This window comes from Caulobacter sp. GW821-FHT10C03, from assembly GCF_059415485.1.
Map to the genome: position 1 here is coordinate 1 of NZ_JBWKNI010000022.1, position 22,560 is coordinate 22,560.

19 protein-coding genes and 1 pseudogene are annotated in these 22,560 nt (G+C 66.4%); 13 read left to right on the plus strand and 7 right to left on the minus strand.

The window, feature by feature from the left end; all coding sequences use genetic code 11:
* The 4 genes and pseudogenes from AC07NG_RS21595 to AC07NG_RS21610 form a co-directional block, all read left to right on the plus strand.
* Positions 1-354 (plus strand): annotated as a pseudogene (locus tag AC07NG_RS21595) (hypothetical protein); the annotation flags it as partial.
* Positions 355-358: 4 nt separating this feature from the next.
* Positions 359-1,039 (plus strand): conjugal transfer protein TrbF, encoded by a 681-nt coding sequence (trbF, locus tag AC07NG_RS21600; RefSeq protein WP_492861685.1) that lies wholly within the window; start codon positions 359-361, stop codon positions 1,037-1,039.
* Positions 1,039-1,887 carry a P-type conjugative transfer protein TrbG gene (trbG, locus tag AC07NG_RS21605; RefSeq protein ID WP_494596287.1) on the plus strand — a complete coding sequence of 283 codons (849 nt, stop codon included), beginning with the start codon at positions 1,039-1,041 and terminating at the stop codon, positions 1,885-1,887. Before trbF ends, trbG begins: the two co-directional genes overlap by 1 nt.
* Before the next feature lie 80 nt (positions 1,888-1,967).
* Positions 1,968-3,056 carry a TraB/TrbI/VirB10 family type IV secretion system protein gene (locus AC07NG_RS21610; RefSeq protein WP_494596289.1) on the plus strand — a complete coding sequence of 363 codons (1,089 nt, stop codon included), beginning with the start codon at positions 1,968-1,970 and terminating at the stop codon, positions 3,054-3,056.
* Here the strand turns inward: AC07NG_RS21610 and AC07NG_RS21615 are convergent.
* Entirely contained in the window at positions 3,053-4,123 is a 1,071-nt protein-coding gene (locus AC07NG_RS21615; protein ID WP_492861688.1) for a LysR family transcriptional regulator, read from the minus strand. The genes AC07NG_RS21610 and AC07NG_RS21615 overlap by 4 nt on opposite strands.
* A gap of 100 nt (positions 4,124-4,223) precedes the next feature.
* Between AC07NG_RS21615 and AC07NG_RS21620 the strand changes: the two genes are divergently transcribed.
* On the plus strand, positions 4,224-5,138 hold the full coding sequence (locus AC07NG_RS21620; RefSeq protein WP_492861689.1) for a HEPN domain-containing protein: 915 nt from the start codon (positions 4,224-4,226) through the stop codon (positions 5,136-5,138).
* Between the two features lie 6 nt (positions 5,139-5,144).
* Here AC07NG_RS21620 and AC07NG_RS21625 read toward each other — a convergent pair whose 3' ends face one another.
* The 3 genes from AC07NG_RS21625 to AC07NG_RS21635 form a co-directional block, all read right to left on the minus strand.
* Complete coding sequence (locus AC07NG_RS21625) at positions 5,145-5,675, minus strand: hypothetical protein (RefSeq protein WP_492861690.1); 531 nt, start codon at positions 5,673-5,675, stop codon at positions 5,145-5,147.
* Between the two features lie 96 nt (positions 5,676-5,771).
* A complete protein-coding gene (locus AC07NG_RS21630; RefSeq protein ID WP_492861691.1) occupies positions 5,772-6,146 on the minus strand; it encodes a DUF5615 family PIN-like protein in 375 nt (124 codons plus the stop codon).
* Positions 6,143-6,793: a DUF433 domain-containing protein gene (locus AC07NG_RS21635; protein ID WP_492861692.1), complete on the minus strand. Its 651-nt coding sequence runs from the start codon at positions 6,791-6,793 to the stop codon at positions 6,143-6,145. The genes AC07NG_RS21630 and AC07NG_RS21635 overlap by 4 nt, the downstream gene beginning before the upstream one ends.
* Before the next feature lie 266 nt (positions 6,794-7,059).
* On the opposite strand from AC07NG_RS21635, the gene AC07NG_RS21640 reads away from it, so the two are divergent.
* The 8 genes from AC07NG_RS21640 to AC07NG_RS21675 all read left to right on the plus strand — a co-directional run bounded on the left by AC07NG_RS21640 (position 7,060) and on the right by AC07NG_RS21675 (position 19,049).
* A complete protein-coding gene (locus AC07NG_RS21640) occupies positions 7,060-8,172 on the plus strand; it encodes a hypothetical protein (RefSeq protein ID WP_492861693.1) in 1,113 nt (370 codons plus the stop codon).
* 119 nt (positions 8,173-8,291) lie between these two features.
* A complete protein-coding gene (locus AC07NG_RS21645) occupies positions 8,292-9,353 on the plus strand; it encodes a hypothetical protein (protein ID WP_492861694.1) in 1,062 nt (353 codons plus the stop codon).
* The gene (locus AC07NG_RS21650; protein ID WP_492861695.1) at positions 9,346-10,158 is read left to right on the plus strand and encodes an AbiJ-NTD4 domain-containing protein; all 813 of its coding nucleotides are present in this window, start codon (positions 9,346-9,348) and stop codon (positions 10,156-10,158) included. The genes AC07NG_RS21645 and AC07NG_RS21650 overlap by 8 nt, the downstream gene beginning before the upstream one ends.
* The gene (locus tag AC07NG_RS21655) at positions 10,155-11,465 is read left to right on the plus strand and encodes an RES family NAD+ phosphorylase (RefSeq protein ID WP_492861696.1); all 1,311 of its coding nucleotides are present in this window, start codon (positions 10,155-10,157) and stop codon (positions 11,463-11,465) included. The genes AC07NG_RS21650 and AC07NG_RS21655 overlap by 4 nt, the downstream gene beginning before the upstream one ends.
* A 420-nt stretch (positions 11,466-11,885) precedes the next feature.
* The gene (locus AC07NG_RS21660; RefSeq protein WP_492861697.1) at positions 11,886-12,413 is read left to right on the plus strand and encodes an RNA polymerase sigma factor; all 528 of its coding nucleotides are present in this window, start codon (positions 11,886-11,888) and stop codon (positions 12,411-12,413) included.
* 16 nt (positions 12,414-12,429) lie between these two features.
* On the plus strand, positions 12,430-13,413 hold the full coding sequence (locus AC07NG_RS21665; RefSeq protein ID WP_492861698.1) for a FecR family protein: 984 nt from the start codon (positions 12,430-12,432) through the stop codon (positions 13,411-13,413).
* Between the two features lie 184 nt (positions 13,414-13,597).
* Positions 13,598-16,555, plus strand: a complete 2,958-nt coding sequence (locus AC07NG_RS21670) for a TonB-dependent receptor domain-containing protein (protein ID WP_494596293.1) — start codon at positions 13,598-13,600, stop codon at positions 16,553-16,555.
* Between the two features lie 58 nt (positions 16,556-16,613).
* Positions 16,614-19,049: a S9 family peptidase gene (locus AC07NG_RS21675; protein WP_492861700.1), complete on the plus strand. Its 2,436-nt coding sequence runs from the start codon at positions 16,614-16,616 to the stop codon at positions 19,047-19,049.
* Here the strand turns inward: AC07NG_RS21675 and AC07NG_RS21680 are convergent.
* The 3 genes from AC07NG_RS21680 to AC07NG_RS21690 form a co-directional block, all read right to left on the minus strand.
* Positions 19,020-20,771 carry an asparagine synthase-related protein gene (locus AC07NG_RS21680; RefSeq protein WP_492861701.1) on the minus strand — a complete coding sequence of 584 codons (1,752 nt, stop codon included), beginning with the start codon at positions 20,769-20,771 and terminating at the stop codon, positions 19,020-19,022. The genes AC07NG_RS21675 and AC07NG_RS21680 overlap by 30 nt on opposite strands.
* Position 20,772: 1 nt before the next feature.
* Entirely contained in the window at positions 20,773-21,402 is a 630-nt protein-coding gene (locus AC07NG_RS21685; protein WP_492861702.1) for a lasso peptide biosynthesis B2 protein, read from the minus strand.
* 476 nt (positions 21,403-21,878) lie between these two features.
* Entirely contained in the window at positions 21,879-22,514 is a 636-nt protein-coding gene (locus AC07NG_RS21690) for a GntR family transcriptional regulator (protein ID WP_492861703.1), read from the minus strand.
* Positions 22,515-22,560 lie beyond the last annotated feature (46 nt).

Consider the following 22,560-nt stretch of genomic DNA (forward strand, 5'->3'; position numbering starts at 1 on the left):
GGCCTGGCGATGGGCGCGGCGCGCGGCGGGGCCAGCCTGGCGGGCGCGGCGACCGGCGCGGCCCAAAGCGGCGGCGCGATCGGCTTGGCCAAGGCCGCCGCCGGCGGCGCGGTCAGCCCGTTGCGCCGAATGGCCCAGGATCTTGGCGGACGCTTCGCCTCGGCGCGCGCCCAGCAGCTTGGCGGATCGGCCAGGGGCCAAGACGGTTCGCCCCCCGCAAGCCAACCGCCGGGTTGGGCCCAGCGCATGAACCGCGGCCAGGCCGTCGCCCATGGCGCCTCGGCCGCAAGCCACGCGGCCTCGTCCGGCCAGAGCGGCGGCGGCGCCTCGGTCGATCTCTCGGAAGGAGACTGAAGCAATGTTCAAGCGCCCGGAGGTTCGGTACGGCGCAACGCCCGAACTCGACACGCCCTATAGGCGGGCTCGTCAGGCGTGGGATGATCGCGAGGGCCGGATCGCCGTCAACGGCCGTCGCCTCTGGCGCCTGGCCATGGTCGAGGCCGGCGTGATCGCGCTACTGGCGGCGGGCTTGGTCTGGCAAGGCTCACGTGGCCACATCACGCCCTGGGTGGTCGAAGTCGATCGCCGGGGCGAGGCCCGCGCGGTCGCGCCGGCGGACGCCGATTTCAAGCCCTCTGACTTCATGATCGCCGCGCGACTGGAGCGCTTCATCCAGGAAGTGAGATCGGTTTCGGCCGATCCGATCGTGGTGCGCCAGAACTGGCTGTCGGCCTACGCCCTGACCAGCGCCAGAGGTGCTCGCGCGCTGAGCGCTTACGCCCAGGCCGACGATCCATTTCTTCGGGTCGGCAAGGAGCAGGTCTCGGTGGAGATCGCCAATACGCTGAAGGTCTCCCCGACCAGCTTCAGGGTCGAATGGGTCGAGCGCCGATACCAGGACGGCAAGCTGGCGGCGACGGAGCGCTGGGCCGCGACCCTGACGGTGATCCAGCGACCCTCCCGCAGCGCCGACCAACTGAAGAAGAACCCGCTCGGCGTCTACGTCGATGCGATCGACTGGTCCAAGGAGATGGCCTGATGCGCATGACACCCCGGATTCTGACACCCTTGGCGATCGCGATCGCCGCCATGGCGACGGGCGCCGCCGCCCAGTCGGACCCGCGACGACCGATCGCCGCAGCCAACGCCGCCGCGCGCGTGCAGCCCCAGCTCGAAACCTTCCAGGGGGCGGTCCAGACCTTCGCTTGGCGTGACGGCGGTCTCTATCAAATCTACACCGCGCCCGGCCGCGTGACCGACATCGTGCTGGAAGAGGGCGAAAGCCTGGTCGGGTCCGGGCCGATCGCGGCCGGCGACACCGTCCGCTGGATCATCGGCGACACCGAAAGCGGTGTCGGCGCCCGGCGGCGCGTGCATGTGCTCGTCAAACCGGCCCAAAGCGGGCTGATCACCAACCTGGTCATCAATACCGACAAGCGCTCCTATTATGTCGAACTGCGCGCCAGTGCGGCCACTTACATGGCCTCGGTGATCTGGACCTATCCCAAGGACGCGTTGATCGCCTTGGCCAAGCCGACTTCCACGCCCGCCGCGGTTCTGCTCACGCCGCCTTCGCCACCGCCGCTCGACCTGACCACCTTGTCGTTCGACTACAAGGTCACCGGCGACAAGGTCGCGTGGCGTCCGCTGCAGGTCTTCGACGATGGTCGCAAGACCATCGTCGTCTTCCCGCCGTCCGTCTCCGCAGGCGAGTTGCCGCCGCTCTTTGCTCTGGACGCGGCCGGCCGGCCCGAACTCGTCAACTACCGGATTGAGGGCCGGCGAATGATCGCCGATCGTCTGCTCGATCGCGCGGAGTTGCGGCTGGGGGACAAGCGAAAGGCCCGGCGCGTCCTCATCGAGCGGCTCGGGGCCGACGTCCGATGAGTCATCCCCCCGAGGACAGCGCGGAGGAAACGGTAAGGCTGCGGGCGTCTCCGCCCCGTGTGGCTCGGCTCTCGCGCCTGATGGTCCTGATCGTCGGCGGCGCGGCGGTCGTGTGCATCGCCGGCGCCTTGGCCATGGCCTTGCACACCCGAACGCCCAAGCCCGTGGAGCTTCCGACAGAGGAGGCGGACACCAAGCCGCCGCTCGCGGCCATGGCCGACGCGCCCAAGACCTATAGCGATGTGCCCCGGCTCGGGCCGCCGCTGCCCGGCGATCTTGGACGGCCGATCGTGGCGGCCCACGCCAGGGGCGTAGACCCCTCGCCTCCGCCGATCGGTCGCCCCGAGGGGACGTCGGGCGGTGCGGCTCCGAGCGCCCAGAGGTCTCTCGCCGACAGCGCCCGCGTGGCGGCCCTGTTCACCAGTCGAGCTCAACGCGCGACGTCAGAGCCCGCCAGCAACCCGTCATCGCCGCTGGCCGCCCTGCCAGCCGTGCTCCAGGCCCCGCCGCTCTCAAACCCGCCTCCAGATCCCAGGCAAGCCTTTCTCGATCGACCGGCGGGCTCGACGACCAGCGCCTTTCGCCCCTCGCCCCCGGCAGGTCGGCGGATCCTTCACGCTCATACCGTGATCCCGGCGGCGTTGCAGACGGCGGTGAACTCGGATCTGCCCGGTCCGGTGGCGGCCCAAGTCACGCGAAATGTCTACGACAGCCTGACTGGCCGAGAAGTCTTGATCCCGCAGGGGTCCAAACTGCTGGGGACCTATGAGGCCCGCATCGCCTTCGGCCAGCGTCGGGTGTTTCTCGCCTGGGATCGCGTCGTCTTTCCCGACGGGCGTTCAATGCAACTGGATCGTCTGGTCGGCGCCGACGCGGCCGGACGATCGGGACTTTCGGACCGGGTCGATGCTCATTGGGGCGACATGACCAAGGCCGCGTTGTTATCGACGCTGCTGGGCGTTGGCGCCGAGCTTGGCGCCGACGATGAGGGCGATGTGGCTCGGGCGGTCAGAGAGGGGCTGCAGGGCGCCGTCAATCAGACGGGCCAACAACTCGTTCGCCGGCAGCTTGACGTCCAACCAACGCTTACCCTGCGGGCCGGCCTGCCGCTCTCCATCCTGGTGACTCGCGACATCGTCTTCGATGGCTCGGCTGCGGCGTCGAACTAGGGTTCGCTCGGCAGGAGATCGAGCAGGCGGCGGAGCGCCGGCTTGTCCGACCGTCGACCGGTGATGGCTTTGAAGTCCAGAAAGGCTCGGCTGAGGGGCCGGTAGACCACGCCGTTCACGCGCGCCGCAGCAGCCTCGTTGATCAAGCCGACGCCTTGCTCCAGCGACACCAGGCGCGCCACACTCGCCGCGCTCGCCGCCAGCGCGTGGATATCTAGGCCGGCTTGATCGCGCCTTCGCGCGAGGCGCAGGGCCGAAGCGGCGATCGCGGTCGGCGCCAGGACTCGCCGCCCGGCCAAGTCGGTCCAGCCGATGGCGCTGTTTGCGGTCAAGGGATGGCTTATCGGCAGGGCCACGACCAGCCGCTCGCGCCATCCCTGGCGTTGGTCGAAGCGAGCTGGGGGATCGATCATGAAGGCGATGTCGAGCCGGTCCTGGAGCAGGGCGTCTGTCAGTCGCTCGTCGTCGGCCTCGACCAGGTCGAGCCGCAGAGCAGGCTCGCGCTCCAGCAATCGCCGCATGATGTCGTCCAGCGCGCCAGGGGCCAACCCGCCGAGCACGCCAACCCGCAAAACGCTCATTTCGGCCAGACCTAACTCGGCGGCGCGATCGACGGCGCGATCCAGGCCCGCCAGGGCGGCTTTGGCGTCCGCGACGAAATCCTCGCCGGCCGATGTCAGGCGAACGCCGCAGGGTGCGCGGTCGAAGATTCGAGCGCCGAGCCGCGCTTCGAGGTCATGGATGCGCCGTGAGACGGCCGACTGCTGGACGCCGAGCGATCGCGCCGCGCGGCGGAAGCCGCCTTGTTCGGCTGCGGCCAGGACGTAGCGCAGCTGGTGCAGACCCAGTCCGGCCCAGGCGCTGGTCCGGGACGGCGTGGTCCTTGGGGGCGAACTCTTGAGCGGAGCGTCGAACACGAGCAACTGCGGCGGCGTGGCCAGGATGGCCGCAGCGCCATCCAGAGAGCGCTTGGATGCGCTGCGCCACTCTATAGATCGAATATAGGCGGAATATTCGGTCCAACCTGGGAGGCTTCCCACGCCGCTGCGCTCGATTTCGCACGCCAACGGTCGCGGCGCCTTCGACGTCTGCGCTTTCGTGCCTTAGACTCTTTCCCCGACTGCCGAACCAGAGTGTGATCGGCGGGCGCGTACTCGACAGGAGCCCATGAAGACCTCGCTCGACCATCTGCCGGCCGGCAAGCGCAAGGAACTCGACTTCGTGGTCGAGACCCTGCGCGAAGGGTTCAGCCAAGCGCTGAGCCGGCGAACCATGCCGCGTTTTCGCACCGGCAAGCTGCTCAAGATCATTCTCTTCGGCAGTTATGCGCGCGGCGACTGGGTCGAGGATCCCAAGGGGCGATACTTCTCCGACTACGACATCCTGGTGGTGGTCAACCACGAGGATCTGGCCGACCTGGAAGAGTTCTGGGGCAAGCCCGACGATGTGCTGCTGCGGGAGCTGGCCTCCGGCGAGCGTCTGCGCACCCAACCCAACTTCATCGTTCACAGCCTGGACGACGTGAACGAGCAACTGCGGCTGGGCCGCTACTTCTTTACGGACATCCTGAGAGACGGGATTACGCTTTTCGAGGAAGACGGATTTCCGTTCGCGCAGCCCGAACTGCTGTCGCCGCAAGACGCCTATGGCGAGACTAAGGGCTACTACGAGGAGTGGTTTCCCAGCGCTGCGGGGTTTCTTGACACCGCCCGTTACGTCATGGGCCAAGGGCGATCCAAAGAAGCAGCTTTCCAACTCCACCAAGCGGCGGAACGGTTCTATCACGGCCTGGTTCTTGTCCTGACGCTGTACAGCACCAAGACCCATCGCTTGAACCTCCTGCGCGACCGTGCCGAGGCGATGGACACGCGTTTGATCGGCATTTGGCCCGGGTCCAACAAGTTCGAGCGCCAAGGGTTCGACCTGATCCGCCGCGCCTATGTCGAGGCTCGCTATTCCAAGACCTACGAGATCTCCGCCGAGCATCTAGACTGGTTGGAGAAGTGCGTCACCAAGCTCAAGGTGATTGCGGAAACCATCGCCTTAGAGCGTATCGAGGCCCTCCGAAAGGCAGTCGACTAGCTTGCGTCACGGGGTTCCGATGTCGAGCAGGACCTCCAAGCCCTTCTTGAACTCGACGACGCCTTCGCCGACGCCCAGCATCTTGGTCAGAGATTCCAGCGGACCATCGATTGCGGCCAACGTGCCTTTGACGACCTTCCTATAGCCCCAAGGCCGCGAGCGTCGTCGATCGCTGACGCGCTCCAGCGCGCGATTGCGAGCGGGTGGGATTTGAAAATTGACGTACTCGATGACCTCGAGCTTGAAGCGCAGAGGGGCTCCCGTCAGACCGAAATCGACGAGCCGATTTCGATAAGTCCCCACCTCCACAAAGGCGCGGATCGCATCGATGAGCTCTTTGATCTGCCCTCGTGCTTCGTCGAACGCGGCGGGCAGAGCGCTCTCATCCCGGGCGAGCACACCCGAAAAGCGATCGGGCAGGAGCAGCCATCGATCCTCGAGTATCTCGATGAAGAGTTGATCGAGGAGCTTGAGCATTTCCACGATCGCCTCAGCCGGCGGAAAATCGTCGAACCTTGGCGCTGCATACTCAGCCATCGCGTAAACCTCTCACCGCAGCAAAGGCGCAATCTTGGCGCGAGTCTGGGTCGAAGAGTCAAACCTTGGCCATACGGCGGAACCTCGCCCGAAGCGTCAGCCCGCGGGCATAGCGTAGCGCTCGATCACGGCGCCGTCGTCTTCGATTGCGATCTCGACGACCTCGTTGAGAAGCTCCTGCCCTTCCAAGTCGTCAAGCACAGCAGCAAACAGGATCCGTTGCTCAGCCGGCGGGACCTGGGGGACAATGATGACCAGGCCGGCATGAATCTCGGCTTCGGCGTAGAGACGCCGGAAGTCCTTGGCGTTGTTGGTGACGAAGGTCAGGAATTCCTCACGGATAGGCGCCATGAGGTTCCAATCCTGCATGCCGCCCATGCCGCGCCAGGTGACATGGGCGGCCTCATGGCCGCGCTGCTGGGCCACCTCGACCAGCGAGGTGTGCAGGCATTCGTCGATCAAGAAGTTCAACGGCCGCTCGTCCCACCGCGCGCGCCGGTCAGGGGATCGCCCTTGAGCAGCACCGTCTTGCGCGAAGCCGAAGGCACGCCGTGTTGCGACAGGCGCTTTGGACGGCCCCGCCGGGGGTGGGCTGCGGCCCAGAGACGGGCAAGCACGAGCCTGCGCGCATCGAGCTTGGGATAGCCCGAGAGCAATTCGTCCGGCGTCGCTCCCGCATCGAGCATGGCCGCAACGCCGTAGACCGGGATACGAGTGCCCTTGAATACAGGCTCGCCGCCGAGCACGGCCGGATCACTGTGGATTTCGGCCTCGGCGGCTTCCAAATCTCGAACGCGCGCATCCACCTCGCGGCGGGCCTCGGCGACGTCGACATGCAGGACGCTGTTGGCCTTGACCATCCGGGTGTTGGGACGGGCGGCGACTTCCTCGAAAAGCTGCTGGCGACGCTCCACCGGCAAGGTCCCCGCCAGGAAGTGCTCCAGCCGCATGCACAGCAGGTGACTGTGCGTCAGGTAACGCCGCGCCGCGCGCCCACCCACGGCGGGGCGGGCGACGTCGACGATGTGTTTGTCGATCAGATTGTTGACGGCCTTGAGACCAAGCCCGCTGACCGCAGCCGCCTCGGCGGGGGTGTAGAGGCGAAGCGAACTACTCATAATCATTCTCCACAGAGAGATTATTTATAACAGATCGTATTGGCCAAGTCACCCAGTCGCGACTGCGGGCGCGCGTAGGCCAAGAAAGCCTTGAACTTCACAGGTGCCGCCATCATTCTATGGCCAACGCCGTTCTCGTCGGCGTGGCCGCTGCCCTGGCGAAGAGCCCGCGCTCAACGATCCAAAGACCAATACCCCTCCACGGACCTCATCATGGCCGGCAGGGACGAGCAGCGCGTACCGCCACGGCCGATGCAGGATCTGTGATGTACACCACGCTCGACCGCGCCAAGAAGCGCGCCAAGGACCTCAAGCGCGTCTTCGACGACAGCGGCTTTCTCTATCCCTTGAACCTCTGCCAGACCGCCATCGCTCGCGCCGGCGGCTATCGCGACTGGAACGACCTGGAAGCGTCGATCGCGGCCCAGCCGCGCGTAACCTCAGACACGGACTATAGGCGTCGCCTAGTCGAGGCGCTGCCATGGCCATGCCACGCACCAGTGCGAGCCTGGCTCGACAAGGAACCAGTGTTCGACACGTTCGAGTTTGACGGACCGCGCTTTTGGTTTCGGGACGTCTATCCGTTCATCAGCGTCTCGTTGCGCCATCAACGCCGCCGCCCGCTCCTGCGGCCCGGATCGGGAACTGGCCAGCAGATGCGCGAGGGCCTGGTGATGGATCTGCTTTTGCACATGCACCCAGGCGTGCCGCTCTATCCGCGCCTAGACCCGGTCAGCTTAGCGCTGATCTACGAAGGAGATCTGGCCGCGACGTTCGCGACGCGCATCAAACACCCCCGGTTCGAGGATGAATTCGCGCGGTTGATCGAAGAGGGTGTCTTCCTGTGGACCGGACGGGCCCTTCACATCCTGCCGGTCGCGCGCGAGGCCATGTATGACGACCTGATCGAGGAGAAAACCCACCTCGCAGAACACTGGGCGCCAAGCCCGCACAACGTCAGGGAGTTCACCGGACGACTGCGCGAAGCCCTGGCTGTGATCGGCGTCGATGAGGCCTGGCGCATCGCCGAGGCCATCGCCAGCCAAGGGTCGCGCGCCTACACCACGGAATCTGGAGCAACTCTCGACCTTCTGTCCGAACTCGCCCGGGAAGGTCGTCTCGACACCTTCGCCCGGGTCTGCGGGCTGTTCGTCACGCTCTATCCGGCTAACGCCGCGTTCCTGGTCTCACAGATCCCAGTCAAGATTGGCTCCAACGTCCTGGCCAAGGTGGCGGCGAGCAACCTGAAACGCTTTGAGGCCTGGGATCGCACGCACCCGGACTGGCGCGGCGCCCTCAAGGCCACGTTCGGCTCGCCTCCAGCCTTCGTAGCCGCCATCGACGCCATGATCGCGGAGATATCGGCTCAGGCGGCGTAGGCCGGAGTTAGGTTGGGCGGGGCGCCGCGTCTGGCGAGTCTCGCCCATCTCACAAGCAAGAGTTGCTCTAGCTTGGGCATGGTGATTGGCTGGGCGGTCCAAGCCAATGGGACCGCAGCATGATCAAGTGGGGAGATAGTCGTCGGGACCACGATCCCATCCTGGCCGTATGGCCCACCTACCGTGGTCTGTACGACCGCTGGTTCATGCTCGAACTGGTCGAGACGCCCGCGGGCGGCGTGCAATGGCGCGACCGTCGTGTCCCCGACGAAGACGGCAACGTGCGAATGGACGTCTATGACGGCAAGGAAGCGGCCATCGCCAGCGCCGAGGCGCTGAACCCTGCCCTAGCCGACGCCCTGTTGGCGCGTCCCATGGATCACGTCCTCAAGACCTCGCTGATCCTTAAAGTCAGCAAAGCGCTTCAGGCCAAGCAGCGGCTCGCCGAGGAAGAGGGGTTGATGCTGGCCGAGGCGATCCGCCGACATTCCGAAACGCCGCGCCCAACCGCTTCGGATATCAAGCTCGACCCAACGGCCGAACGATACCGCGGGGCCTTAGCCGCCGAGTTGCAGATCTATCCTTATCTGGGCGTCGCCTTGATCGGCGAACGGGGCCGCCGTGTGGTCCTCTATCGCAACGCGGCCGGCGAATGGAGCCGGGCCTACAACGCAGGGGAACGTGCAGCCGAACTGGCTGTGCGAGCTCGGATCGCCAATGGCTTTGGATTTCACCACTCTCAACACTGGGGACAGGTCAAGGCCAGTATCCGCGCCATATTGCTGCCGCGCGCCAATCAGCTTCTGCAGCTGGCCAGCGTCCAGCGACTATTGGCGGAAGCCCTGGCTCGCGGTGAGCGCGTGCTGGTCAGCAATGGCGTGGTGTTTTGGTACGAAGATGACGGTCAGATCGGCTGGATGGTGAAAGCCACCACCAGCGACAAAGGGGAGGACGGCGCGACACTTTGGCGTGAAGGGACGATCCTTTCGACCAATCACGGCCGTTTGGTGATCCTCCCCTACATCAAAGAAAACGGCGAATTGATCCGGGGTCATACCAAGAATGGTCCTGGCGACGGGCGCGCAAAGCCGCGCCATCCAGACCATTATGTCGAGATCCCCTTCCGGGAGCTCAAAGGCGATCTGATGATCGGCCTCTATGGGGAGCTTCCGTATGAATGACCTTGGCCCGTTTTCTCAACGCTTCGGCTTTGAAGGCCCTGAGGCGGACATTACCGTTCGCGCCGATGCGCCCCAGGCTGTTCGGGACGCGGTCGTCATGCTTGGCTACCAGTTGGGAAAGAGCCCGAAAGGTCTGCGCTCACTGGTCTGCGAGATACTCCTACGGCGACCCAACGCCAACAACTGGAGCGACGAACCGGTCGAACACGAGGTCGCCGAACTGGTCGACGAGGCGCCATGGTTCAAGGTCTATGACATCGCCGAAGCGCTCTATCGCGACATCGAGAAGAGTGACTACACCGCCACCCAAGCGGCCAGCTTCGAGGCTCAGCTCAACCAGGTCTTTCGTGAGCACGGCGTCGGCTGGCGGATGGAGCAGGGCAAGCTCCAAGCTCGAGGCTCGGAAGTCTTCGCCGCCGCGTCGCGTTCAGCAGTGGATATCCTCGACAGCACGAGCAAGACGACGGCCGCTCGTGAAATGCATCAGGCGCTGGAAGACCTCGCCCGGCGGCCGGCCGACGTAACCGGCGCCATCCAGCATGCGATGGCCGCGCTCGAGTGTGTCGCGCGTGGTGCAACCACCGATAACGATACGTTTGGCAAGCTGGTCAAGAAGCTCGACATTCCTCGGCCGCTCGACACCGCGCTCGAAAAACTCTGGGGCTTCGCCTCAGAGCAGGGGCGGCATATCCGCGAAGGTCGAGACCCTCGTTTCGAGGACGCCGAGCTCGTCGTCACCGTGGCCTCAGCGGTCACCGTCTATCTCCAGCGGCTGGAGGCGACTGGACCGGTCGGCGATCAATGACGCTGCTTTGCCCTCAGTGCTTCGGCAATACCGGGCTCCAGCGTCGGATCGAGGAAATTCGGCCCGACTACGACGAAGGCCGGTGCGATTTCCACAAAACCCGGAAGGGCACGCCCATCGCGGCGGTCGGCGCCATCATCGATGAGGTATTCCGCTCGAACTATGCGCTCGCCGGATCGGACCCCTACTTCTCGGACGACCCGGATGATCCCGAGCCTTACTATGAGCCTCGGGGAGAGGATCTGCGCGAAACGGTCGCCGACCTAACCGAGCCGACGACCCCAGGCGTCACGGACTTGGTTGCCGACTGGCTGATCGAAAACGACGACTATTGGCCGCCCGACGGCGACGAGCCGTTCTATGTTGACGAGTTCCGTTACGAGCGAACGGCGCCGGGAGACGCGGGCCACGCCGTAGCCTGGTCAACATTCCGCGAAACGATCATGCATGAGCAGCGGTTCTTCAACCGAGAAGCCGATGGCTGGTTGGCGAAGATTTTCCAGTTCATCCACCTTCAGCGTGACCAGGATCGGTTGCCGCCGGTCTACCTGATGCAGCCAAGCCAGGCTCCAGTCTTCTTTCGCGCCCGGGTCGCCGACGCTCAGGAGCAGCGGAAAATCCTGGCCAATCCTCACCAGGAAATGGGCGCGCCGCCCCGTCGTAAGGGTAAGCCCAATCGGATGAACCCTTCTGGGATCACAGCTCTCTACGCGTCCCTCGATGTCGAGACCTGCCTGTCAGAGCTCCGGCCATTGGTGGGCGCGAAGATCGTGACGGTGGAACTGAGGCTCCATCGACCCATCATCGTCCTGGACACCACCCGCTTCCGGGCCCCGCCAAAGGAACTCAATCTCTTCGCGCGCGACCATGCTCGTCGGCTGACGCAATGGCGTTTCATGCAAAGGTTCATGGACGAGATCAGCAAGCCGATCCTGCCCAGCGACGAGCACCTCGACTACGTGCCCACCCAAGCTGTCTCCGAATACCTGCACAAGGTTCACAAGGTTCGGATCGGCAAGGAAGCGCGCAACATTGATGCGATCGTCTTCAAGTCCGCGCAGCGCCCGCCGGGCACGAATATCGTGCTGTTCGGCGACGCGGCAGACATCGTCGGCGCCGACGACAGCCTGACCAAGACCGCAAGATCAAGGTCCAGTCCTTCCCTCTTCGAGCTTTCCCTGCCGGAGGCGCGTAACCCAGCCCTGGCGCTAGATGCCGCGACCCTCAAGGTGCGGGAAATCACCGAAGCCCAGTTCCCGACCGACGAACCGGTCGATCTTGCCTTTGCGTTGGATCCGCCCTTCTAGCCCGGGTGGATGTAAATTCGGAGACGCCCTTGCCGCATCGTTCGCGGCGCCCAATTGTGACGGCGCGGGCGCCGCCTAATAGGCGACGATCTTGAGCCGGGGGTAATCGGCGGCGGTCGTGGCTGAAGCCGGCGGGCCTTTGGCATGCGCACGAGGTTCCAACGCCCGCCCCTTTTCCGCCGAACGCCGCTCGCCGGCTTGCGCAGCCAGCCTATTTGATTCAGGATTCTCCGGCTGGCGTCCTTGCACGCCGGTGGGGCGTGGAAACCCCGTGCGTTGATTAGAGCCATAGCGACAAGCCGGAGACGGCTGGCCGCTCGCGTCTGGATTCCAGGCGCGCAACCCGTGTCCGCGGTTCGCGGTCGCGCGCCCTTGTCCGCCCTGGCGTTTCCCACGCCTCCGTGAGCAGCGGAGTCGGCGATGGATCGGAATCTGAAGAGGCTCGCCACCCAGCCCGACCTGGACTGGGACGATGGCGAAGACATGGATCAGCTCTATCGGCGCCATGCGTCTTGGCTCGGCGGCATGCTGCGCCGGCGTTTCGGCCAGGGCCTTGAGGCGGACGCCGACGACGTCGTGCAGGAAACCTACGCCCGGCTCGCCCCGCACGCGGTGCGCGACATACGCCGTCCGCGCGCTCTGTTGATGCGGGTGGCCTCGAACCTGGCTAAGGACATCCTGCGTCGGCGCGCGGTGAGGGGCCGCCACGCCCAGGCCGTCCGTGACCTGCCCGATTGCGCTGAAGCCGGGGCAGAGGCGCTGGACCTGCTGACCACCAAGGAGGTCATTCTGTCGATCCCGGAAGCCTATCGCGACGTCTTTGTCTTGAGCCGCTTTCACGGTTTGACTTATGAAGAGATCGCTACACGCTGCGGTTTATCAGTGAAGTCTGTAGAATGGCGACTGAGCAAAGCCATCGCCCACTGCGTCAAGCGCGTTAAGGACTAGGCGGAAGAAGCGTCCCATGAGCCTTTCGACCGTTTCGAGCGACCGGGCCAATGAAGAGGCCGCCGACTGGTTCGCCCGCCTGAAAAAGCGCGACGTCTCGCGCGCCGACATGGAGGCCTTTCGCATCTGGCGTCAGGCGCCCGGGCACAAGGAGGCTTACGACGCGGTTGACGCGTTCTGGCGCCGAAGCGAGGCCTTGAAGACCGACCCCGATATCCGGGCCGCAGTCTCATCGGCGCTGGCGCCACCCACGCCGAACCGGGCGCTCGGGCGCCGACCGATCGTGGGGCTGGGCTTTACCGTCGCGATCGTCGCGATCGGCGCCGTCGGCGGCTATGCCCTTTGGGGCCCCAAGACCTACGCCACCGACATTGGAGAGACGCGCACCCTCCGGCTCGACGATGGCTCCGCCATCGTCCTCGACACTCAAACCAAGGTCAGCATCCGCTTCTCCCGCGCCAAGCGCGAGATCCGGCTCGAGCGTGGTCAGGCCTTGTTCGACGTCGCCCATGACACCTCGCGCCCTTTCATCGTCACCGCCGGCGAGACTTCCGTGAAGGCGCTGGGCACGCGGTTCGATGTTCGGCGTGAGAACGGCGGCGCCCGCGTGACCCTGCTGCGTGGGGCCGTGGAGGTGAGCAGTCAAGCGAAGGCGCAAGCCAGATCCTGGCGCCTGACGCCAGGGCAAACGCTGTCGGCCAAGACCGCGAGGCCGACCAGCGCCGACGTTCAGGCCCTCACGGGCTGGACGAGCGGACGGCTGGTCTTCAAATCCGTTCCGCTTGGCGAGGCCGTCGCGGAGGTCAGCCGCTACGACCGGCGCAGGATCGAACTCGATGTCGGCGAGCTGGAACGGGCTCCGATCAGCGGCGCCTTCGACGCCGGCGACACCGAAACCTTCGTCAGTTCGGCCGCCGAACTGCTCGATTTGACAGTCACGCGACCGGAGAAGGGGGTCTTCCGGTTGGTCCGTTCCGGAGCGCCCGACGAGACGCCCTGATTTTCTTTTTCACGGGCCCAGGGGGACGAGGCGGCTGACGCGTCAACCCGCCGACGCACTGCGCCGTGCACAGAAGATCCGTCCTGCGACGGACGCCGCGCGCGCGTCCGAGGGGACCCGTTTCATGCTTTTCGCATCTCTCCGCCGCCGCCTTCTGGCCGGTCTGGCGATCACCGCCTTCGCCTTGCCGCTCGGCGCGGAGCCGGCGTTGTCCGCGCCCCAAGCCCAGACCCAGACCCAGACGGTCGACTTCAACATCCAGGCCGGCTCGTTGGACAACGCGCTGCTGGCGTTCGCCGACCAGAGCGGGCGCCAGCTGATCTACACGCCCGATCTGGTCGCTGGTTTGCGGACCGCGGGTGTTCGTGGCCGCTTCACGCCGGACGAAGCTATCGCCCGGCTGCTGGGCGGCGCTCCGATCGATGTCCGACGTGGCGGTTCCAACGCCTTTGTCCTCAAGCGGCGGGCGGCCGCGATCCGGTTCGAGGGCGAACAGGCGCTTGAACCGCCGGTCACCGCCCCTGAGGCCGAAACCACCGAAGTGGCCGAGGTGGTGGTGACCGGATCGTTGATCCGGGGCGCCGGCGACGGCGCTTCGCCGATCGTCAGCCTCGACCGGGAGGTCCTTGATCGCGGCGGACACGCGACCCTCGCCGACGCGCTCAGCGATCTGCCCCAGAACTTCGGCGGCGGCTCGACGCCGGCCAATCAGCTGCTCGGCGCTGATCGTAGCTTCACCAACGACTCCGTGGCCACCGGCGTCAATTTGCGTGGATTGGGAAGTTCGGCGACCCTGGTCCTGCTCAACGGCCGGCGGGTCGCCGGAACCGGGTTGAAGGGCAACTTCGCCGATGTCTCGGCCATTCCGACCGGCGCGGTCGAGCGTGTCGAGGTGCTGCTGGACGGCGCTTCGGCGCTTTACGGGTCGGACGCCGTCGGCGGCGTCGTGAACGTGCGGCTGCGGCGCAATTTCGTCGGGGCCGAAACGCGGCTGCGGGCCAGCGCCGCCCAGGGCGGCAAGGCTCAAGAGCGGCAAGTGACCCAGACGCTCGGCCTGGGTTGGGGGGGCGGCAATCTCGTGCTTTCGGGCGAGTATCATCAGCGCGACGCGCTATCGGCCGCCGATCGTCGCCTGACCGAAAGCAGCGATCTTCGCCGCTTCGGCGGGACCGACCACCGCAACAGCTTCGCCCACCCCGGCAATATTGTCGCCTACAGCGCCGCGGTCGGTGGTTACGTCCCGCTCTACGCCATTCCATCCGTCCCCGCCGGGACGCCCCTGAAGGCTTCCGACTTCGTCGCCGGCTCGGCCAATCTCGGCGACCCGCGGCAGGGCAGCGACACCCTGCCAAAGCAGGAGCGCGCCAGCCTCTACGCCAGCATCCGGCAGGACGTGGGCAAGACCGAGCTGTCGGCCGACGCAATCTACACCCATCGCCGTTTCAGCTACCTGCAGGCCGGCCCCACCACGATCCTCACCGTCCGGCAGGCCAATCCCAATTTCGTCTCTCCAACCGGGGCGGCCTCACATCTGATCGGCTACAACTTCACGGATGATCTGGGCCCGCGTCGCCTGTCGGGACTGGGAGAGAACCTTGGCCTGACCTTTGGCGCGGCGCGCGACTTTGGCCGAACCTGGCGCTGGGACGCCTATGGCGCCTACAGCATCGACCGCGGACGTCGTGACCAGAACCGCGCCTTGAACACGCGCTTTCTGAATGAGGCGCTGGGCAATATCGCCGACGATCCGGCTACGCCCTTCAGCGCCGCGCGCGACGGCTACTTCAATCCGTTCGGGACGAGCACCCCCGCCGCGCTCGACTTCATCAACAACGGCTACCAACACCTCAAACGCCGCAACCGGGTGACAGCCGGCGGCTTCCAGATGGATGGCGCCCTCCTGAGCCTGCCGGCTGGCCCGCTTAAACTGGCGGTCGGGGTTCAGGCGCGCCACGAGGATTTCATCGTCCGCACGACCAACCTGACCTCGGGGACGAGCCCGACGACGAGCGGCGGACGATTGTTCGACCGCGACGTCTCGGCCGCCTACGCCGAACTGCGCGCGCCGCTGGTGTCGCCTGACATGAACGTTCGCGGGGTGGAGCGCCTGGAGCTTTCCCTGGCCGGACGGATCGAGCGCTACAGTGACTTCGGCGTCACCCGCAATCCGAAGATCGGGGTGGTCTGGACGCCCATCGCGCCTCTGAAGGTGCGGGCCAGCTACGGGACGTCTTTTCGCGCGCCGACCCTGGCCGACATTTACGAGACCTACGCCGTCGGCGCGGCCATCCTGCCGGACAAGTCAGGGCAGACGCTGATCCTGATGGAGACCGGCGGCAATCCAGACCTGGGCCCGGAAACCGCCAAGACCTGGACGGCCGGCTTTGACCTGACATCGCCGACGCGACGCGGCGCGCGCCTAACCCTGACCTACTTCGACACCCGGTTTTCCGACCAGGTCGGCCATCCCGTGTACGACGACGTCGTCAACGCCTTGACCAACCCGATCTACGCCAGCTTCGTGCGGCGCCTCAATCCAAGCAGCGCCACAGACCTGGCGGCCGCCCAGGCTCTGATCGACCATCCGACTTCCACCGACGCCAAGCTGTTTCCGGCCAACGCGTTCGGTGCCATCATCGACGGCCGCAACCGCAACGTCGGCGAGTTGGCCGTGCGCGGGCTTGATCTACAGGCCAGCTGGCCCTTCAGCCTGGCGGGCGACAGCTTCGTCGTCAGCGGCGATGCCTCCTATCTGTTCGATTATCAGCGCAAGCTGACGGTCGACGCGCCGGCCATCCAGTATGTCGACCTGGCCACCTTCCCCGTCGACCTGCGCGCCAATCTCGGCCTGACTTGGACGCATGCGGCCTTCACGACCAACGCCACGGTTCGCTATGTCGATGACTACCGGGCCTCGAGCGGCGCAAAGGTCGACAGCTGGACCACGCTGGACGCGCAGGTCCGGTGGGCGGCCGCGCCCACGCGCGGTCCGTGGGCGGGAATCGTGATCGCGCTATCGGCGCAAAACCTTCTGGGTGAGCAGCCACCGTTCTACGACGCAGTTCAGGGCGTGGGCTACGACTCCGCCAATGCCGATGTGCTGGGTCGCGTGGTGTCCGTGCAGCTCACCAAGCGCTGGTGACCGTCTGCGGCGCGGCGCCTGACGCCGCGCCGCGCTCTTCCTTCTCCGAGGTATGCCCATGCGCCAGCTTCTGGCGGTCGCGGCCCTTTGCTGCGCCCTTGCCGGCTCGCCCAGCCGAGCCGAGCCCTTCACCGTCGAGGACCTCCTCGACGCCGAGACCCTGGTCACCACATTGGCCTCGCCCGATGGGCGCTGGGTCGTCCTTCAGACCTATGCGGGTCAAGCCCATGCACCGCGCTTCGACTATGACGCCGCCTACTATCTGGCCACGAGCCGCCTGCGTGTCGTCGATCTCACCAAGACCGGCTCGGCGACGTTTCTGATCCCACCGGATCGCAACACTGGATTCGTGCCAGGACCGTTCTCACCATCCGGTCAGCGGATGCTGGTTCATCGGGTCCGCGACCATCGCTGGGAGACGGGGGTCATCGACCTCGTCACCCGGAAGGTTCGCTGGTTTGGCCTGGGGGTGGATTTCTCCGTTCAGGGCCGGACAGCCGCCTGGCGGAGCGAAGATGAGATCGTCGCGCTCACCCACCCGCCCGATCGCCCGCACCTGCTGTTGCGGCGCGGCTCCGAGCCCCCGGCCACCCTCGCGGCGCGCTGGCGCGCCACGGCGAGGCAAGGGGGACCGTCCGCCACGATGATCGGGTCGGGGCGATACTTGAGTCGCGGCGGCGCGGCATGGCCAGCCACGCTCGTGCGACTCGATGTCGACACCGGCAAGGTCTCAGCCCTGGCTCAGGGCGACTTTCTGTACCTCGAACTCGCGCCGAACGGCGGCCACGTCGCCGCGGTCAAGGAGGGCGCGGACGTTCAGCCGCGCGCCCAGGATCCGGTCACCGGGGGAACGGCTATGCGCCGGCGCGATCTTGTCATCGTCGACCTGAAGGATGGCCACGTCTCCGCCCCGTGCGCGGACTGCGATCTGTCGCCGTTCCTGCTGTCTTGGGCCCCAGCGGGGGATCAATTGTTGATCCATGCCCGCCGCCCCGGTCAGACGGTCGAGGAAGGCCGCCTGGCGGTGATCACGGTCGAGGCCCGCGCCGATCAGAGCGTCTCGTGGCTGACGGGCTTCCATCCCGCGATCGGCCGCACCAACGAAGGCTTCGAGCTCATCCAGGCCGGTTGGCTGGCCGGCCGGCCGATCGCCTGGGGCGATGCGAAGGCGTCTTCGTCGGCCCCAGAGCATGCTTGGTGGCGCCTGGACGCTCCTGGCCTGGCCACGCCCCTCCCACCTGGCGCGGCCAAGGCGGGTCGGCTCTATCAGACACCCGACGGCGGCGTGCTGGCGATCGACGGCGATCGATTGTCCGCCGTTGATCCACGAAGCGGGCGGGCGCGTCCGATCCTTGAGGGCTTTGTCCCAGTCAAGGCGCCGTCCAGTCAGATTTCGGGCCTGGACTTCGCGCGGGTCAGTCAAGAGCCGGTTCTTGTCGGCGCCGCCAAGGGACGGATCGTGCGCGTCGCGGCCAGCACGGTCGATGATCTCGGCCCGGCCCCGTCGGGCCTGAACCTGATCACCCCACGCGGCGCGGCCGTCACCGCCGCGCGCGACGATCACGGCGTCCAGACCATCGCCGTGGTCGATCAGGGCCGGCGTCAGACGGCGGTCGTGCTCAATCCGCAGTTCGCCACGCGCGATCTCAACGTCATTCGATCTGTCCGGCATCGCGCGCCCGACGGCGGCGAGGTCACCAGTTGGTTGATGTTGCCGCCCGGCTGGAAACAGGGCGATCGCCCGCCGATCGTGGTCGTGCCCTATCCGAGTCGAAATCATTACTCGCCCGCGAAGCCGCCCTCGGACCTGCTTCCGGGACTGGCCGTGACCAACATCTCGGCTCAACTGATCGCGGCGCATGGTTATGCGGTGCTTTATCCCAGCCTGGTGCGCAGCCCCACCGACGATCCTGGGGAAGGCATGGCCGCCGCCATTCTGACGGCCGTCGATGCGGTCGGCGCGGCGGGACTGGCCGACGCCGATCGCGTGGCGCTTTGGGGCCACAGCTTCGGTGGCTACATCGTGCTTTCGGCCGCGACGCAGTCACCGCGTTTCAAGGCGATCATCGCCTCGGCCGGGATTGCCGACCAGTTCAGCGCCTGGGGGCAGGTTCGCGGCAACGCCGCGCGCACCCGGCCAGAGGAAGGGTTCGTCTTCAACGCCGGCACGGGCTACCTGGAGACGGGTCAGATGCGTGTGGGAGCGCCGCCCTGGGCCGCGCCACACCGCTATGTTCGCGCCAGCCCCTATCTCAACGCGGAACGGATTACCGCGCCCGTGTTGCTGATCTACGGCGATCTCGACGGCTACGGCGCCGACCAGGGCGAGGAGATGTTCTCCGCCCTCTATCGCCTGGGCAAGGACGCCAAGCTCCTCACCTTCTGGGGCGAAGGCCATGTCGTCCTGGGTCCTGGAAATGTCCGACGACTGTACGCCGAGAGCTTCGCCTTCCTCGACCAGGCGCTAGGCGTAGCCCAGGCGAAGGAGCCGTGACGACCAGGCCCGGACCCACAGCTCGAGCACGACCATCGCGATGATGTCGCGGTAGGGATCGCTCCAGATCAAGTGCTCGGGCGTCAGCATCGTCACGACCACGTCGTGCTGAAGACATCCAGAGCGCATCAGGAGCCCGTCCAGCAGGAGATCGCGCAGCTGGGGCAGATCTCGAGCCAGGGCCAGCCCGTAGTGCCGGCTCAGATCCCCTTTGGATCGCCGGTCACGCACCGCGGCCGGGAGGCGCACGGCGAAGGCGGCGCGTGCAAGGGCCCGGTCGTCGCCGCCCGCGGTCAGGGCGAGCGACGACAGGCTCAGGGTCGCCTCCATGACGGGTTGGGCCAGCAACGGATTGACGACGTCCGCGACGCTGGTTCGCGCCGACCGCCCCGTGACCAGGAGGACACGGGCCAGGCCTTCGACCTGCGCGCGCTTGGTCGGCGTCAAGCCGCCGAGCGCTTCGCGCCACAAAGGCGGCGGCCGGCGCTCGGCCGCGCGGATCGCCTGAAGGGTCAAGTGCCGCGCTGGCCCGGCGCGGTGGCCGCCGAGCCCGCACGCCCCGGCCAGACCGAGACGACCTACGCGCCAGACGGAGGTCTGCGCGTATCGGGCGATCTTCATCAGATCCTGGGTTCGCCATCGCCAGGGCGGCGTGTGACGAAAATAGTCGCCGCCCAGCCAGCGACTTCCGCCCTGCATGAAGACGACGTCGCCGCCGAGGCCCGTGACGATCTGTTGGGCGCCGAGCTCGCGGCAGCGCGCGGCCAGATCCTGATCGTAGGCTGCATCGACCAACCGAAAACTGGGACGCGCGCTTGGACTGGCCTGGTCCAGGCCGTCAAGGTCCACGCCGGCGTCGGCCTTGATCGCCTCGGTCAGCTCAAATCCGTTAAGCGCCGCCGTCGCTCGGGCATAGGCGCGTTCGTCTCCGTGCGGATCGACCACATAATAGTTCAGCCAGGCGCGCACGTCCGCACCGGCCTGGCAAAGCGCCGAGGCGACGATGGAGGAGTCCAGGCCACCGGAGACTTCGGCGAGCGCCGGCAGGCCGCGGGTCAGCTGCGCGACGGTCTCGTCGATCACCCCCACGAGCCGGGCTTGTCGCTCGCCGCCGCCATCCAGGGCCCGGCGGGCGAACCGGTCCGGTCGCCAGACCAAGGTCTCGCCGCCGTCGGGCTGGATCGCGCGCAGGCCGCCCGGCGTGATCGCCGTCACGCCGATGAGCGGGGTCGCTCCGGCCAAGTGCATACGGTCGTAGAGCGCCGCTGCGACCATGTCCCAGTCGATCGCCAGATTCCTCGGCGCGGCCTGATCGAGGCCCGCATGCAGATCCGAAGCCACGATGGTCACGCCATCCCGCTGCCAGATCAAAGCGTCGAGCCCACCGGACGGATCGCGATAGACCGCCTGCGCCGGGCCATCGGCGGCGCGGAAGATCGCTACATAGCGTCCCCAGCCCGCCTTGGTGAGTCGGTCCGAGCCGGTCAGCGGCTCGGGCCCGGCATGTTCTGGATCATCGCCCCAATAATCCCCGACGAGAACAACGCGGCCGTCGTGCAGCAAGCGCGTCGTCGGCGGGCGATCCCTTGGGATGAAGAGCCGCAATCCCGGGGCGCTCACGCCTGAACGCCAGGTCGACCCCAGGGCGACGGCGATCGCGTCAGCCTGCGCGCCGGCCGCGGCGTCCGCTCCCATCCAGGTCAGCAGGATGTAGTCTCGCATGTCAGACGGCCAGGATCGGGGTGTAGGCGATCAGTCGTTCGGCGCGATCATCGAGCACCGTGTCGCCAACCTGCAGCCAGCAATGGGCCTCGAAGGACCAGGTCTTGACGCCAAACACCCACGTCGCGTCCAGGCCGGCTTGGCGCAAAAAGGCGAGCAACATGAAGGAGCGATAGAGGCAGACGCCAGGAAACGGCGCCAATGGCAGCAACGCGCGATACAGCGCCACCCGCTCAGCGAGTTCGGCGGTGACGTCCTGAACCGCGGCCGGCGGGCGGCGCGCCGCCGCATAGAGGATCAAGCTGGCGAACGGACGGCGATAGTAGCGACGCAGCATCACGCCGTAGGCGGACAAGGCCTCGATGACATCCCTCATGTGAAACTTGGACGGATGGACTGTCGCCAGATCGAGATGGGCGCGAGCCGGCAGTGCGCGTCGCGACGGATCGCGCTCCCCGATCAAGGCAAGGTCCGCCAGGTCCGCCGCCAGTTCGGGGTCGAGCACTTCAAAATCCGCCCCCACCGCGCGGAACGCGTCGGCGCCACCGGGCAAGCAGAAATACTCGCCCTTTCGAGTGTCGAGCAGAACCATATCCTCGCCCAGGCGCGCGCCATGGACCCAGCCAGCCAAGTGCATCTCGCGTCCCGAAAGTACGAGTTCACGGAAATACGGCGGCGGCCCAAAGGCGCGCCGCCGCAGCAGGTCAGCCAGCGAACTCGCGAGGCTGCATGTTCAGCTCGATGCTGAAGTCGAACCCGCCCCGGGTCAGGCGCTTGGCCGAGCCCACGCGGACGATGGTGGTCTTTTCCTTGGATCGCATGACGCGCTCCTTTTCGAGGCGTCCAAACCGGACGCCGTTGATGTCAGACGCGGGCGCGGACAGGGTTGGTCGGCGCCCGCTGCGATCAGCCGGCGACCTGCTTGGGCTCCAGGTTGATCTCCAGGCTGACGGTCCCGTCGCCCTTGGTCAGGCGCTTGGCGTCGCCGACGCGGACGAGGCGGACCTTACGGGTCTTGGTCATGACACGCTCCATTTTGAGTGTTGCCGCACAATCGCGACGACCCATGAGGCGCACCCACCACCCTGCATTGATAGTATATTGGGCCTATAACCGGGATATATTCGCACGCGCGCGCAAAGCCCTGATCACGTCGCCCGCGCGATGCCTGCGAACCTCATGCAAGGCGTCGATCGCCCCCTGCATTGCGCCGCCTCCGCCACGGCTAGCGGCGATCAGGCCAACCAGTTCTTCGCGCACCGGGAAGATCTGCGGCTCGACGACGACGGCGGGAGCCAGGCGATCGGCGGTTTGACGATAGGCTTCCAGAAGCGCGCGATTTCCCGCTTGAGCGATGATCCGGTCGAAGTGCTGGCCGAGTTGCTCGCCAAGGCCGATCGTGTCGCCGCCTGACGCCGCATCCTCCTGAAGGCTGGGACGCGACGCGCTCGCCAGAGCGTCGAAAAGGTAAAGCCGGCGCATGCTGTAGAGCTCGACCAGATCAGCGACGTCGAGGCGGCGGGCGAAATAGCCGCGCCCTCTTTGGTCTTCGATCAGGCCTTCTCCCGCCAACCGGGAGAGGGCTTCGCGAACCGGCGTCGCGCTCAGGCCAAGATCGTCGGCCAGTTCCGTGATCGTCAGAGGCTCTCCGAGCAGCAGGTCGCCGGCGCGAATGCGGTTGCGCAGGGCTCCGAGGGCGGCGGTGAACGGATCCTTGGCTTTGCCGGGCGACGAAAATCTCACGCGTGTCTCCAGACGACGAAAGCGCACGCCAGTTCATCGCTTCACT